Here is a 12,732-nt window from a genome sequence, read left to right on the forward strand (position 1 = left end):
TTCGTTTCTTGTGTCCCGGTTGCCGGCTCAACAAGGCCCGTGGGGTGGGGCCAACTCACCCGCCACTCCGGAACGCGGGGGGGACACCCCCCGCGGGGGTTTCCCCCCCTCCGGCGTACGACAGCGGACCGAGTGCGATCAGTACGCGCTGTTGACGTTGTCGATCGAGCCGTAGCGGTCGGCCGCGTAGTTGGCGGCGGCGACGATGTTGGCGACCGGGTCGTACTGGTCGAACGCGGTGCCGGGCACGTGGTAGGCCTTGAAGGTCGGGTAGATGACCTGGAGCAGACCCTTGGACGGGACGCCGTTGATGGCGTTGATGTCCCAGTTGTTGATGGCCCGCGGGTTGCCGCTGGACTCGCGCATGATGTTCTTGTGCAGGCCGTTGTAGCTGCCCGGGATGTTGTGCTTGTCCATGATGAACAGCGCCTCGCGGATCCAGCCGTCGAGGTTGTTCGCGAAGACCGGGGTACGGGCGACGGAACGGCTCGCGGCCGCCTTCGCGGCGGCGCGCTTCTTCGCCGCGGCCTTCGCCTTCGCCTCCGCCTTGGCCTTGGCGTCCGCCTTGGCCTTCGCGTCGGCCTTGGCCTTGGCGGCCGCCTTCGCCTTGGCGTCGGCCTTCGCCTTCGCCTCGGCGTCCTGCTTGGCCTTCAGGCCGAGGGTGCTCTGCTGCTCGCTGACGCTGGTGGCCAGCGCCTTCGCCTGCGGGCTGGACGCGTCGTACGACCAGGCGACCTGCTGCGTGCCCGAGAGGGCCTGCGGCTCGGTCTCGGTGGAGCCGTTGCCCGGCACCAGGGAGAGGGTGAGGGCTGCGGCGCCCAGGGCGGCGACGCCGGCGATCGTGGCCTTGTGGGTCTTCTTCAGACCACGACTGTGGCCAGGGGTGTTCGCAGACATGCAGAAACCTCTTCGAATCGCTGGGGGTCGCTCCGCCGGCGGCGGTGCTGCTGCGCCTTGCTCGACGGCGACGGGGGCAATTCTTAGCGGCCGCAAAATCCTGTGGCAAAGGTGTGACGTACGATCCCGGGTAGTGGATCAGGGGCCCGTGCACGGACCACACAAAGCCCCCTGTGGCCCGGTTCCTCCGCCCTTATCCGGCGTCGGAGCGTCCACTAGGGGGCTTCGTAAGTGATGTGCGTCCTATGTGCGGCCTCACATCGGAGGCGTAACAAACTCACCACGCGTTGCGTCAGCAATGCGCACAGTGAGCCCCCTCATCCGGAAGGACGAGATGGACGTCCCCGAACTCGTGCCAGAGGTAGCGACCCGTCACCGCGGCGGCGTACGCGCTCCGCAGCGCGGGCCGCCCGGCGATCGCCTCCAGCATCAGCAGGTGCGAGGCCTCCGGCTCGTGCAGCCCGGTGATCAGCCCGTCCACCACCCGCACCCCCCGCTCCGGCGTCACCACCAGATCCGTCCACCCCGAAGCGGCCCGCACGCGCGCCCCCGGCTCCACCGCCGACTCCAGCGCCCGCACCGCCGTCGTACCCACCGCGATGACCCGCCCGCCCCCGGCCCGCGCGGCGTTCACCAGCAGCGCCGTCGCCGCCGGCACCTCGAAGCGCTCCGGATAGGGCGGCTCGTGCGCCTCCGCCGACGCCACCCCCGTATGCAGGGAGAGGGGAGCGAACTGGATCCCCCGGCTCACCAGCTCCGCCACGAGCCCCGCCGTGAAGGGCCGCGCCGCGCTCGGCATCTCCGCCGACCCCGCGCCGTCGGGGGAGGGCAGCGCGAACAGCGTCTGGTACGCGGACAACGGCTGGTCCCGCTCCGTGTACCCGTACCGGATCGGCCGCCCGTACCCGGCCAGCAGCCCCGGCACCTCCCCGTCCACCCGCGCCCACCACAACCGCGCCCCACCCGGCACCAGCGGCCCGTCGAGCACCAGCCGCCGCCCGGCGGGCAGCCGCACCACCGCACCCGCCGGGCCCGCGGCACGCGGCCGCGTGCTCCCCGTCCCGTCCGGCTCCCGCAGCTCCACCGCCCACCGCCCGTCGTCCCCGCGCGTCGAGAAGTGCACCACCACCGGCGCACCGCCCACCCGGCCGTCCACGGCGGCCGCCAGCGTCGTCGACGTGTTCACCACGAGTACGTCCCCCGCCCGCAGCAGCGACGGCAGCTCCCGGAACGCGTGGTGCGCCACCTCCGCGCCCCGCGACACCAGCAGCCGCACGTCGTCCCGGCCCCGCCCCGGCCCCCGGGCCTCGGCGGGCACCCGCGCCGACAGTTCCTCCGGCACCCGCACGGCCAGCTCCATCACGCCTCCGCGAGGGCCGGCGCCGCGTACCGGCCGCTCGCCGGCCGCTCGTCGAGCAGCCGCAGGAACACCGGGGCGACATCGGCCGGAGCGGGCGTCCCCGACAGGTCCTCGCCGGGCTCCGCGGCGGCCAGCATGTCCGTCCGCATCCCACCCGGGTCCACCGACCAGACCCGCAGCCCCGGCTCCTCCACCGCGAGCACCGCCGACAGCTGGTCGAGCGCCGCCTTCGTCGCCCCGTACGCACCCCACGTCCGGTACGCCACCGTGGCCGCGTCCGAACTCAGGTTGACCACCGCCCCTGCGGGAGCCTCCCGCAGCAGCGGCAGCGCCTCCTGCAGCAGCCCCAGCGGAGCCACCACGTTGACCGCGAGGGCCGCCCGGAAACCGTCCAGCGGGTGTCGGTCGAGCGGCACCAGCGGCTCCGCGCCCAGGATCCCCGCGTTGTTCACCAGCAGATCGAGCCCGCCGAGCTCCCGCGCCGCCGCCACCAGCTCCCGCCGGTGCGCCTCGTCCGTCACGTCCCCGGCCAGCGGCACCACCCGCGCGCCCAGCGCCCGGACCGCCTCCGCGCTCTCCTCCAGCACGTCCGCCGAACGCGCGTCGAGCACCAGGTCCCAGCCCCGCCCGGCGAGCGCCTCGGCCAGCGCCCGCCCCAGACCCCTCGACGCCCCCGTGATGATCGCGACAGCCATGACGTCCATCCCCTCTCTCCTTCGGATGGCCCCACCCTCCTCCGGCACCGCCGCGCCCCGCCTCGGCCCCGGGCCCCGGTCCCCGAGGGCACTTCGACCTAGGTCCACGGCCCCGTCCCCGCTGGTCCCCGGACCGATACGGACCGTGACACCCCGCCGGTACGGTGAACACATGAGCCATCGACCGAGCTCCGGCCTGGCCGCCGTGAGCACCGCCCTGCTCGCGATGAGCCGCCACCTGGAGGTCCGCGACGTCCTGAAGACGATCGTCGCCTCCGCCCGCGAGCTGCTCGACGCCGAGTACGCGGCCCTGGGCGTCCCCGACGACCACGGCGGCTTCGCCCAGTTCGTGGTGGACGGCGTCAGTGACGAGCAGTGGAAGGCGATCGGCCCGCTGCCCCGGCAGCACGGCATCCTCGCCGCCATGCTCCAGGAGGCCGAGACCGCGCGGCTCGCCGACGTCCGTCTCGACCCCCGCTTCGAGGGCTGGCCGGCCGCGCACCCCGAGATGTCCGACTTCCTCGGCCTCCCCGTCCGGGACGGCGACGAGATCCTCGGCGCCCTCTTCCTCGCCAACAAGCGCTGCCCGAAGGAGGACGGCGGCTGCGGCTTCACCGCCGAGGACGAGGAGCTGCTCTCGATCCTCGCCCAGCACGCCGCCATCGCCCTCACCAACGCGCGCCTGTACGAGCGCAGCCGCGAGCTCACCATCGCCGAGGAGCGCTCCCGCCTCGCCCACGAGCTGCACGACGCCGTCGCCCAGAAGCTCTTCTCGCTGCGGCTGACCGCCCAGGCCGCCGCCGCCCTCGTCGACCGCGACCCGGCCCGCGCCAAGGGCGAGCTCCAGCAGGTCGCCGCGCTCGCCGCCGAGGCCGCCGACGAACTGCGCGCCGCCGTCGTCGAGCTCCGCCCCGCAGCCCTCGACGAGGACGGCCTCGTCCACACCCTCCGTACCCAGATCCAGGTGCTCGACCGCGCCCACACCGCCCGGGTCGCCTTCGAGAGCCACGGTGCCCGGGCCCTGCCCGCCGCCCAGGAGGAGGCCGTGCTCCGGGTCGCCCAGGAGGCCCTGCACAACGCCCTGCGGCACGCCGACGCGCAGAACGTCACCGTCACCCTCGCCCGCGGCGACCAGGGCGGCGCACGGCTCACCGTCACCGACGACGGCAAGGGCTTCGACCCCCGTACGGTCCGCAGCGCCGGCCGCCACCTCGGCCTCGTCTCCATGCGGGACCGGGCGAGCGGCGTCGGCGGAGCGCTCACCGTGACCTCGGCCGCCGGCCGGGGCACCACAATCGAGATGGAGGTACCCGGTGGCTGACCGACCGATCCGCGTCCTGCTGGTCGACGACCACCAGGTCGTCCGCCGCGGCCTGCGCACCTTCCTCGAAGTGCAGGACGACATAGAAGTGGTGGGGGAGGCCTCCGACGGCGCCGAAGGCGTCGCCCGCGCCGAGGAGCTCCGCCCGCACGTCGTCCTCATGGACGTCAAGATGCCCGGCACCGACGGCATCGAGGCCCTCAAGCGGCTCCGCGAGCTCGCCAACCCCGCCAGGGTCCTCATCGTCACCAGCTTCACCGAGCAGCGCACGGTCGTCCCCGCGCTCCGCGCCGGAGCCTGCGGCTACGTATACAAGGACATCGACCCCGACGCCCTCGCCGGCGCGATCCGCTCGGTCCACGCCGGGCACATCCTGCTCCAGCCCGAGGTCGCCGGCGCCCTCCTCGCCCAGGACGACTCGCCGACCGGCACCGGCCGGGGCACCACCCTCACCGAACGGGAACGCGAGGTCCTCGGCCTCATCGCCGACGGCCGCTCCAACCGCGAGATCGCCCGTGCCCTGGTCCTCTCCGAGAAGACCGTCAAGACCCACGTCTCGAACATCCTCATGAAGCTCGACCTGGCGGACCGCACCCAGGCCGCCCTCTGGGCCGTACGCCACGGCCTCACGGACTGACGCGCCCCCCTCGCGCGCCGGGCGCACGACCGTTCAGTCCTTCATACCGTCGTGTGTATATCCCCCGTTCGGCGCAACCGGACGGGGGCGGCGGCGTTCTCCATGGCGTGCTGCGGCGGACCTGCCGCAGCGATGACCAGGAGGATGTACCAAGTGAAGAACCTCAAGAAGGCCGCTGCCCTCACCATGGTCGCCGGTGGCATCGTCGCCGCCGGTGCCGGTGTCGCCTCCGCCCACGGCGCCGAGGCCACGGGCAAGGCCCTCAACTCGCCGGGCGTCGCCTCCGGCAACCTGGTGCAGGTCCCGGTCCACGTCCCCGTGAACGTCTCCGGCAACACGGTCAACGTGATCGGCCTGCTCAACCCCGCCTTCGGCAACGGCGCCTTCAACGGCTGACCCCCTCGGCCCCCGGACACCCCCGGGGGCCGACCCCTTTCTTCCGAGGGTCCTCAGACCCCCCGCTCCCGCTCCCTCTCCTCCACATACGCGTTGTACGCGGCGACCCGCGCCCGCCGGGCCACCCGCTCCACCGGCCGCAGCGCCTCCCCGCGCGCCGCCATCTCGGACGCGCTGACGGCGCCCCCGTGTCCGTGGTCGTAGGCCATGTCGACCAGGAGACCGATCCGCTGGGCGAGCTCGAGCACCCGCACGGCCCGGGGCGGATAGCCGGGAGCGAGGACCTCACGTCCCGCCTCGGCCCGCGCCCGATAGGCATCCCGCGCGGCCTCCGCCGCGGGGCCGGAGGCGGCCACGTCCAGCCGGGTCAGCGCGGCCGTGGCGTCGCGCAGGGCTTCCGCGAGTTCCCGTTCCGCCTCGCCGAGCGAGGGCACGTCGGCCGGGGGAGCCTCACGTACGGCGAGGCAGTGCCAGACGACCGAGACGTGGACGTCACCCGCGGGGCCCGCCTCGGAGACCTCCGGCACGAGACCGTACGGCGCGCCGAAGCCGACGACCGCTTCCTCCGCATCCAGGGCGCGCGCGTTGAAGTCGGGCGGGCCGCTCAGGCCCAGCGGATGCCCGGGCGCGGGCAGCGCGACCCGCCAGCCGGTCACCCCGAGCCGCCGCAGCCGGCCGAGCGCCAGCGTCAGTCCCACCGGACCCGCCTCACCCGGCAGCCCCTCCACGCGGTGCACCGCGTCCTCCCCGACAATGGCCAGCGCCGCCTCGTCCGGCGACACCGCCCCGGCCAGCAGGGCGTTGCCCCAAGCGGCCAGGCGTCCTGAGCGTGGTTCCGAAAGCATCCCCCCAGACTAAGGACTCAAAGGAAGCCCTAGGGACCGGCCCGCTCCGCCGATAACGTAGGTTTTCCCCTGGACGCCGCGCCCATCGGCGCAAGGCGACGACACGACTCGACCGCAAGGGGAGACAACGCGCTCATGAGCGATGTACTGGAGCTGGTGGACGTATCCGTGGTCCGCGACGGACGGGCTCTGGTGGACGAAGTCTCCTGGTCGGTCAAGGAGGGCGAGCGCTGGGTCATCCTCGGACCCAACGGCGCCGGCAAGACGACCCTCCTGAACATCGCCTCCAGCTACCTCTTCCCCACCAAGGGCACCGCCCGCATCCTCGGTGAGCAGCTGGGCGGCGTCGGCACCGACGTCTTCGAGCTCCGCCCCCGCATCGGCGTGGCCGGCATCGCCATGGCGGAGAAGCTCCCCAAGCGCCAGACCGTCCTGCAGACCGTCCTCACCGCCGCGTACGGCATGACCGCCACCTGGCACGAGGACTACGACCCGGTCGACGAGGAGCGCGCCAAGGCCTTCCTGGACCGGCTCGGCATGAGCGAGTACCTGGACCGCAAGTTCGGCACCCTCTCCGAGGGCGAGCGCAAGCGCACCCTGATCGCCCGCGCGATGATGACCGACCCCGAGCTGCTCCTCCTCGACGAGCCCGCCGCCGGTCTCGACCTGGGCGGCCGCGAGGACCTGGTCCGCCGTCTCGGCCGCCTCGCCCGGGACCCGTACGCCCCCTCCATGATCATGGTCACCCACCATGTCGAGGAGATCGCGCCGGGCTTCACCCACGTCCTGATGATCCGTCAGGGCAAGGTCCTCGCGGCCGGCCCCGTCGAGACCGAGCTGACCTCCCGGAACCTCTCGCACTGCTTCGGCCTGCCGCTCGTCGTCGAGCGCGTCGGCGACCGCTGGACCGCCCACGGTCTGCCCCTGAAGTAGCCGTACGGAGCGCCGGTGTCCCGCACAGCCACCCGCGCCCTGTCCCGGAGAGCCCCACCCGCCCTACCATGACCATGTGGACATCGACGCATGGGTCTGGTGGCTGATCGGCGCGGTGGGGCTCGGCATTCCGCTGGTCCTGACCGCGATGCCGGAGTTCGGCATGCTGTCCGTGGGAGCGGTCGCCGGAGCGGTCACGGCCGCCCTCGGTTTCGGAGTCGTCCCCCAGGTACTCGTCTTCGTCGTCGTCTCGGTGGCGCTCATCGCGGTGGTCCGCCCGATCGCCGCCCGCCATCGCGACGGCAGACCGGGCATCGCCACCGGCGTGGACGCCCTGAAGGGCCGTCAGGCCGTCGTCCTGGAACGGGTCGACGGCAGCGGAGGCCGTATCAAACTCGCCGGCGAGGTCTGGTCCGCCCGCACGCTCGACACCGGCCAGAGCTTCGAACCGGGCGAACAGGTCGACGTCGTGGACATCGACGGGGCGACGGCCGTCGTCATGTGACCGAACCTCGCCCATGACGCTCCGCCATCTGGGAAACTCGATCATCGAAAGCAACCCGGCAGACAACCGGCAGCGAAGGGCACGGGGAACACGATGTCAGCAGTCATCATCGTCCTGATCATTCTGGTGGTGCTCGTCTTCATCGCCCTGATCAAGACGATCCAGGTCATCCCGCAGGCGAGCGCGGCGATCGTGGAGCGCTTCGGCCGCTACACCCGCACGCTCAACGCGGGACTGAACATCGTCGTCCCGTTCATCGACTCGATCCGCAACCGGATCGACCTCCGCGAGCAGGTCGTCCCGTTCCCGCCGCAGCCGGTGATCACCCAGGACAACCTGGTCGTCAACATCGACACCGTCATCTACTACCAGGTGACCGACGCCCGCGCCGCGACCTACGAGGTCGCCAGCTACATCCAGGCCATCGAGCAGCTCACCGTCACCACCCTGCGCAACATCATCGGCGGCATGGACCTGGAGCGAACCCTCACCTCCCGCGAGGAGATCAACGCGGCCCTGCGCGGCGTCCTCGACGAGGCCACCGGCAAGTGGGGCATCCGCGTCAACCGCGTCGAGCTCAAGGCGATCGAGCCGCCGACCTCCATCCAGGACTCGATGGAGAAGCAGATGCGCGCCGAGCGCGACAAGCGCGCCGCCATCCTCACCGCCGAGGGCACCCGTCAGTCCGCCATCCTCACCGCCGAGGGCGAGAAGCAGTCCGCGATCCTCCGCGCCGAAGGCGAGTCCAAGGCCGCAGCCCTGCGCGCCGAGGGCGAGGCCCAGGCCGTACGCACGGTCTTCGAGGCCATCCACGCGGGCGACCCCGACCAGAAGCTGCTGTCCTACCAGTACCTCCAGATGCTCCCGAAGATCGCCGAGGGCGACGCCAACAAGCTCTGGATCGTGCCCAGCGAGATCGGCGACGCCCTCAAGGGCCTCTCCGGCGCCCTCGGCAACGCGACCGGAGGCCCCTCCGGATTCAAGGTCAAGGGCCCCGAACCGACCGAGCGGCGAGACGAACCGCAGGTTGACTGACACGTACACGTAATCCTCGTGCATGATCGGTGCGAGCCCCTCGACCCTGACGACACCTCAGGGCGGGGAGGCGAGCCACTGACCATGTAAGGAGATGGCGTTGTCCATCTGGGAAGCACTGGCGGTCTTCGCCGCCGGCATCGGCGCCGGCACCATCAACACCATCGTCGGATCGGGCACCCTGATCACGTTCCCGGTCCTCCTCGCGACCGGCCTGCCCCCGATCACCGCGAACGTCTCCAACGCCCTCGGCCTCGTCCCCGGTTCCATCAGCGGGGCCATCGGCTACCGCGCCGAACTCAAGGGCCAGAAGGCCCGCATCCTCCGCCTCGGCGGCGTCGCCCTCCTCGGCGGACTCATCGGCGCGATCCTGCTCCTGGCGCTGCCGTCCAAGGCCTTCGACGCGATCGTCCCCGTCCTCATCGGCCTCGCACTCGTCCTGGTCCTCTTCCAGCCCCGCATCGCCGCCGCCGTGCGGCGCCGGCGCGAACAGACCGGCACCGAGGCACACCCCGACGGCGGCCCCGTCCTCCTCGTCGGTCTCCTCCTCGCCAGCATGTACGGCGGATACTTCGGCGCCGCCCAGGGAGTCCTCTACCTCTCCCTCATGGGCCTGCTGCTCCACGACACCCTGCAGCGGATCAACGCCGTCAAGAACATCCTCGGCGCCCTCGTCAACGGCGTCGCCGCCGTCTTCTTCCTCTTCGTCGCCGACTTCGACTGGACCGCCGTCCTCCTCATCGCCGTCGGCTCCACCCTCGGCGGCCAGATCGGCGCCAAGGTCGGACGGAAACTGCCCCCGCCCGTCCTGCGCGGAGTGATCATCGCCGTCGGCGTCGTCGCCATCCTCCAGCTGACCCTCAAGTAGCCCCGCTCCCACGCCAGCGAACGAAAGGGCCCGCCTCCCCACCAGGGGAGACGGGCCCTCACGGATCACGCCGCTACGCGGCCGAGTTCGCCAGCCACGCCGGCAGCTCGGACCGCTCGCTGGCCCGCATGGCCAGCAGCATCGCGTCCGCCGGCGTCGGCTCGAACGGCTGGTGGAGCAGCGGCATCCCGGCCTGCTCCGGCGTCCGGTCGGCCTTGCGGTGGTTGTCCTCCGCGCACGAGGCGACCGTGTTCAGCCAACTGTCCCCACCGCCCTGCGCCCTCGGCACGACATGGTCGACCGTCGTCGCCCTCCGCCCGCAGTACGCGCACCGGTGCTGGTCCCTGACCAGCACCCCCCTCCTCGACCACGGGGCCTGTCTTCGGAACGGCACCCGGACGTAGCGGCACAACCTGATGACCCGCGGCACCGGAAGATCGACGGCGGCACCTCGGACCCGGAGATCGGGATGGGCCTGCTCGACGACGGCCTTGTCCTGCAGGACGAGCACCACCGCACGGTTGAGAGTCACCGTCGAAAGCGGCTCGAAGCTCGCGTTGAGTACCAGCGTGTCCCGCATGTTGCCCACCTCCCGTGTGCCGGCCCCAGCCCCGGTGCGGGGCTTCGGGCTTGGATCAACGATGGCCGGGCCGGCCGGGTCGGACAACGCAATTTCTCGCGAAACAAAAGATGCCCGCTTCTGATCTCTCCAAGACCAGAAGCGGGCAAACAACAAACGAACGATCAGCCGGCCGCGGGAGCCGCGTACTCACCGATCAACTGGGCACGCCCCAGCGTGTGGAAACGCAGATGGAAACCGATCGCCGCCGGCGACGCGTCACCATCCGGACCGAGCTTCTCGCTGTCCACCGCGTAGACCGTGAACACATAACGGTGCGCCGGGTCACCGGGCGGGGGAGCGGCACCGCCGAAGTCCTTCGAGCCGTAGTCGTTCCGCACGTGCACGGCCCCGGCCGGCAGCCCCTCGAACGATCCCGAGCCCGCACCCACGGGCAGCTCCGTCACCGAAGCCGGAATGTCGAACAGCGACCAGTGCCAGAACCCGCTGCCCGTCGGCGCGTCCGGGTCGAAGCACGTGACGGCGAAGCTCTTCGTCTCCGCCGGGAAGCCCTCCCAGCGCAGCTGCGGCGAGGTGTTCCCCGCCGCGTACACCTGAGCGTCCTTCAGAACCCCGCCCGGCGTGATGTCGTCGCTCACCACGGTGAACGCCGGCACCGGCGGATGGAAGTCATGCGGGAGCGGCGCCCTCTTGCCCTCGGACACGTCGAATCCTCCGAATCGCCTGTTGCTACTGCCTCGGCAGTTCTCTCCGGCCGAGCCTAGAGCCAGTTGCGACGGCCACCGACCTCGGCGAGCCACTGGTTCAGGTAAGCCGCCCAGTCGGTCGCGTGGAAGTCGTGCAGCCCCACCTTGAACGCGCGGAACGAGTCGCTGCCCTCACCGAACAGACCCGGCTTCTTGTCCATCTCCAGCACGACGTCCATCTCACGGTCGTCGGCGACGAAGCTGACCTCGACCTGGTTCAGACCCCGGTACTGCTGCGGCGCGAAGAACTCGATCTCCTGGTAGAAGGGCAGCTTCTGCCGCGTCCCCCGGATGTGCCCGCGCTCCATGTCCGCGCTCTTGAACCGGAAGCCCAGCTGAAGGAAGGCGTCCAGAATCGCCTGCTGCGCCGGCAGCGGGTGCACGTTGATCGGGTCCAGGTCACCCGAGTCCACGGCGCGCGCGATCTCCAGCTCGGTCGTCACACCGATGTTCATCCCGCGCAGCTGCTGCCCGGAGACCGAGGTGATCGGCGTCTCCCACGGGATCTCCAGACCGAACGGCACCACGTGCACCGCCCCGGCCTTCACCTCGAAGGCCCCACCCAGGCGCACCTTGACGAACTCGATGTCCTGCTTGTGCTCCTGGTCGCCGCCCTCGACCTCGACGCGCGCCTGCAGCCCGATCGACAGCCCCTCGATCTGCTGGTCGACGCTGCCGCCCTGGATCCGCACCTCACCCTGCACGACCCCGCCCGGGACCACGTTCTCCTCGGTGAGCACCGTCTCCACGCTGGCCCCACCGGCACCAAGGCTCGCGAGCAGCTTCTTGAATCCCATGACTTCCACTCCTTGTCGGTCCTGACCCCTACATACGCGCGACGACCGTAGCCGGTTCCCCACTACGCTCGGGCGCCATGAGCGAGAGCCCCGACCGTACGTCGATCCCGCGGGCCTTCTTCGACCGCCCCGTTCTGGAGGTGGCCCCCGATCTCCTGGGCCGCACCCTCGTCCGCAACACGGAGCAAGGCCCGATCGAGCTCCGCCTCACCGAGGTGGAGGCGTACGCCGGCGCGATCGACCCCGGCTCGCACGCCTTCCGCGGCCGCACCGCCCGCAACGCCGTCATGTTCGGCCCACCCGGTCACGCCTACGTCTACTTCACCTACGGCATGTGGCACTGCCTGAACCTGGTGTGCGGCCCCGAGGGCCACGCGAGCGGCGTGCTGCTGCGCGCGGGTGAAATCCTGCGCGGCGCCGAGCACGCCCGCCCCCGCCGCCGCACGGCCCGCTCCGACCACGAGCTCGCCAAGGGCCCGGCCCGCCTCGCCACCGCCCTCGACGTCGCCCTCTCCCTCAACGGCACCGACGTCTGCGCCGGCCCCGACGCCCCCCTCACCCTCCTCACCGGCACCCCACCGTCCCCCGACCTCATCCACACCGGCCCCCGCACCGGCGTCGGCGGCGACGGCGCTCCCCACCCCTGGCGCTACTGGCTCCCCGACGACCCCACCGTCAGCCCCTACCGCCCCCACACCCCCCGCAAGCGCCGCCTTGACTCTGCCCAACCGAACGACTAACGTGGCCCGAGCCGCTGGATCCGGGCCTGCTTGTTCAAGCACCCCGCAGGCGGCCATCCACTACTCAAGATGACACCCCGATCGGGGTTCATTTCGGCATTCCGAAATTCGTTTCGAATGACTCGATTATGAGCCTCCACGGAAATCAGCTAAAGTAGTGACCACGCCGAAAGGCCCCAGAGCGAAAGCAAAAGGGACTGGAAAGCACCGAGGAAATCGGATCGGAAAGATCTGATAGAGTCGGAAACGAAGGAAGCGCCCGGAGGGCCTGGAAACAGGAATGAAGGAAGCGTCCGCACCTTGAGAACTCAACAGCGTGCCAAAAATCAACGCCAGATTAGTTGATACCCCGTCCATCTTCGGATGGTCGAGGTTCC

16 protein-coding genes are annotated in these 12,732 nt (G+C 71.2%); 8 read left to right on the forward strand and 8 right to left on the reverse strand.

Annotated elements, in window-relative coordinates:
• Nucleotides 1–138: 138 nt before the first annotated feature.
• The 3 genes from ACZ7G1_RS32565 to ACZ7G1_RS32575 all read right to left on the reverse strand — a co-directional run bounded on the left by ACZ7G1_RS32565 (nt 139) and on the right by ACZ7G1_RS32575 (nt 2,952).
• A complete protein-coding gene (locus ACZ7G1_RS32565; protein WP_470882418.1) occupies nt 139–897 on the reverse strand; it encodes a transglycosylase SLT domain-containing protein in 759 nt (252 codons plus the stop codon).
• A 292-nt stretch (nt 898–1,189) separates the two neighbouring features.
• A complete protein-coding gene (locus ACZ7G1_RS32570; RefSeq protein ID WP_470882416.1) occupies nt 1,190–2,257 on the reverse strand; it encodes an S-adenosylmethionine:tRNA ribosyltransferase-isomerase in 1,068 nt (355 codons plus the stop codon).
• Nucleotides 2,257–2,952 carry an SDR family NAD(P)-dependent oxidoreductase gene (locus tag ACZ7G1_RS32575; protein ID WP_470882441.1) on the reverse strand — a complete coding sequence of 232 codons (696 nt, stop codon included), beginning with the start codon at nt 2,950–2,952 and terminating at the stop codon, nt 2,257–2,259. The genes ACZ7G1_RS32570 and ACZ7G1_RS32575 overlap by 1 nt, the downstream gene beginning before the upstream one ends.
• Nucleotides 2,953–3,124: 172 nt before the next feature.
• Between ACZ7G1_RS32575 and ACZ7G1_RS32580 the strand changes: the two genes are divergently transcribed.
• The 3 genes from ACZ7G1_RS32580 (at nt 3,125) to ACZ7G1_RS32590 (ending at nt 5,306) form a co-directional block, all read left to right on the forward strand.
• The gene (locus tag ACZ7G1_RS32580; RefSeq protein WP_470882414.1) at nt 3,125–4,273 is read left to right on the forward strand and encodes a GAF domain-containing sensor histidine kinase; all 1,149 of its coding nucleotides are present in this window, start codon (nt 3,125–3,127) and stop codon (nt 4,271–4,273) included.
• The gene (locus tag ACZ7G1_RS32585; protein ID WP_470882412.1) at nt 4,266–4,910 is read left to right on the forward strand and encodes a response regulator; all 645 of its coding nucleotides are present in this window, start codon (nt 4,266–4,268) and stop codon (nt 4,908–4,910) included. Before ACZ7G1_RS32580 ends, ACZ7G1_RS32585 begins: the two co-directional genes overlap by 8 nt.
• 153 nt (nt 4,911–5,063) lie before the next feature.
• Nucleotides 5,064–5,306, forward strand: coding sequence for a chaplin (locus ACZ7G1_RS32590; RefSeq protein WP_435970829.1), 243 nt, complete (start codon nt 5,064–5,066; stop codon nt 5,304–5,306).
• A 53-nt stretch (nt 5,307–5,359) separates the two neighbouring features.
• On the opposite strand, the gene ACZ7G1_RS32595 is transcribed toward ACZ7G1_RS32590, so the two are convergent.
• The gene (locus ACZ7G1_RS32595; RefSeq protein WP_470882410.1) at nt 5,360–6,151 is read right to left on the reverse strand and encodes a hypothetical protein; all 792 of its coding nucleotides are present in this window, start codon (nt 6,149–6,151) and stop codon (nt 5,360–5,362) included.
• A gap of 135 nt (nt 6,152–6,286) precedes the next feature.
• On the opposite strand from ACZ7G1_RS32595, the gene ACZ7G1_RS32600 reads away from it, so the two are divergent.
• The 4 genes from ACZ7G1_RS32600 to ACZ7G1_RS32615 all read left to right on the forward strand — a co-directional run bounded on the left by ACZ7G1_RS32600 (nt 6,287) and on the right by ACZ7G1_RS32615 (nt 9,492).
• Nucleotides 6,287–7,084 carry an ABC transporter ATP-binding protein gene (locus tag ACZ7G1_RS32600; protein WP_470882408.1) on the forward strand — a complete coding sequence of 266 codons (798 nt, stop codon included), beginning with the start codon at nt 6,287–6,289 and terminating at the stop codon, nt 7,082–7,084.
• A gap of 76 nt (nt 7,085–7,160) precedes the next feature.
• Complete coding sequence (locus ACZ7G1_RS32605; RefSeq protein WP_470882406.1) at nt 7,161–7,589, forward strand: NfeD family protein; 429 nt, start codon at nt 7,161–7,163, stop codon at nt 7,587–7,589.
• Between the two features lie 93 nt (nt 7,590–7,682).
• Nucleotides 7,683–8,624: an SPFH domain-containing protein gene (locus tag ACZ7G1_RS32610; RefSeq protein ID WP_470882404.1), complete on the forward strand. Its 942-nt coding sequence runs from the start codon at nt 7,683–7,685 to the stop codon at nt 8,622–8,624.
• 94 nt (nt 8,625–8,718) lie between these two features.
• Nucleotides 8,719–9,492 (forward strand): sulfite exporter TauE/SafE family protein, encoded by a 774-nt coding sequence (locus ACZ7G1_RS32615; RefSeq protein WP_470882402.1) that lies wholly within the window; start codon nt 8,719–8,721, stop codon nt 9,490–9,492.
• A 73-nt stretch (nt 9,493–9,565) separates the two neighbouring features.
• Here the strand turns inward: ACZ7G1_RS32615 and ACZ7G1_RS32620 are convergent, their stop codons facing one another.
• From ACZ7G1_RS32620 to ACZ7G1_RS32630, 3 genes are all read right to left on the reverse strand, one after another.
• Nucleotides 9,566–10,072 carry an HNH endonuclease gene (locus ACZ7G1_RS32620; protein ID WP_376490509.1) on the reverse strand — a complete coding sequence of 169 codons (507 nt, stop codon included), beginning with the start codon at nt 10,070–10,072 and terminating at the stop codon, nt 9,566–9,568.
• A gap of 164 nt (nt 10,073–10,236) precedes the next feature.
• On the reverse strand, nt 10,237–10,776 hold the full coding sequence (locus tag ACZ7G1_RS32625; protein WP_470882400.1) for a YbhB/YbcL family Raf kinase inhibitor-like protein: 540 nt from the start codon (nt 10,774–10,776) through the stop codon (nt 10,237–10,239).
• 56 nt (nt 10,777–10,832) lie between these two features.
• Nucleotides 10,833–11,615 (reverse strand): sporulation protein, encoded by a 783-nt coding sequence (locus ACZ7G1_RS32630; protein WP_470882398.1) that lies wholly within the window; start codon nt 11,613–11,615, stop codon nt 10,833–10,835.
• A gap of 77 nt (nt 11,616–11,692) precedes the next feature.
• Between ACZ7G1_RS32630 and ACZ7G1_RS32635 the strand changes: the two genes are divergently transcribed.
• On the forward strand, nt 11,693–12,355 hold the full coding sequence (locus ACZ7G1_RS32635; RefSeq protein WP_470882396.1) for a DNA-3-methyladenine glycosylase: 663 nt from the start codon (nt 11,693–11,695) through the stop codon (nt 12,353–12,355).
• Nucleotides 12,356–12,481: 126 nt separating this feature from the next.
• Here ACZ7G1_RS32635 and ACZ7G1_RS32640 read toward each other — a convergent pair.
• Nucleotides 12,482–12,732 (reverse strand): hypothetical protein (locus ACZ7G1_RS32640; RefSeq protein ID WP_471204332.1); only part of this gene is annotated, 251 nt, incomplete at its 5' end.

The organism is Streptomyces sp. NPDC037273 (assembly GCF_055603625.1).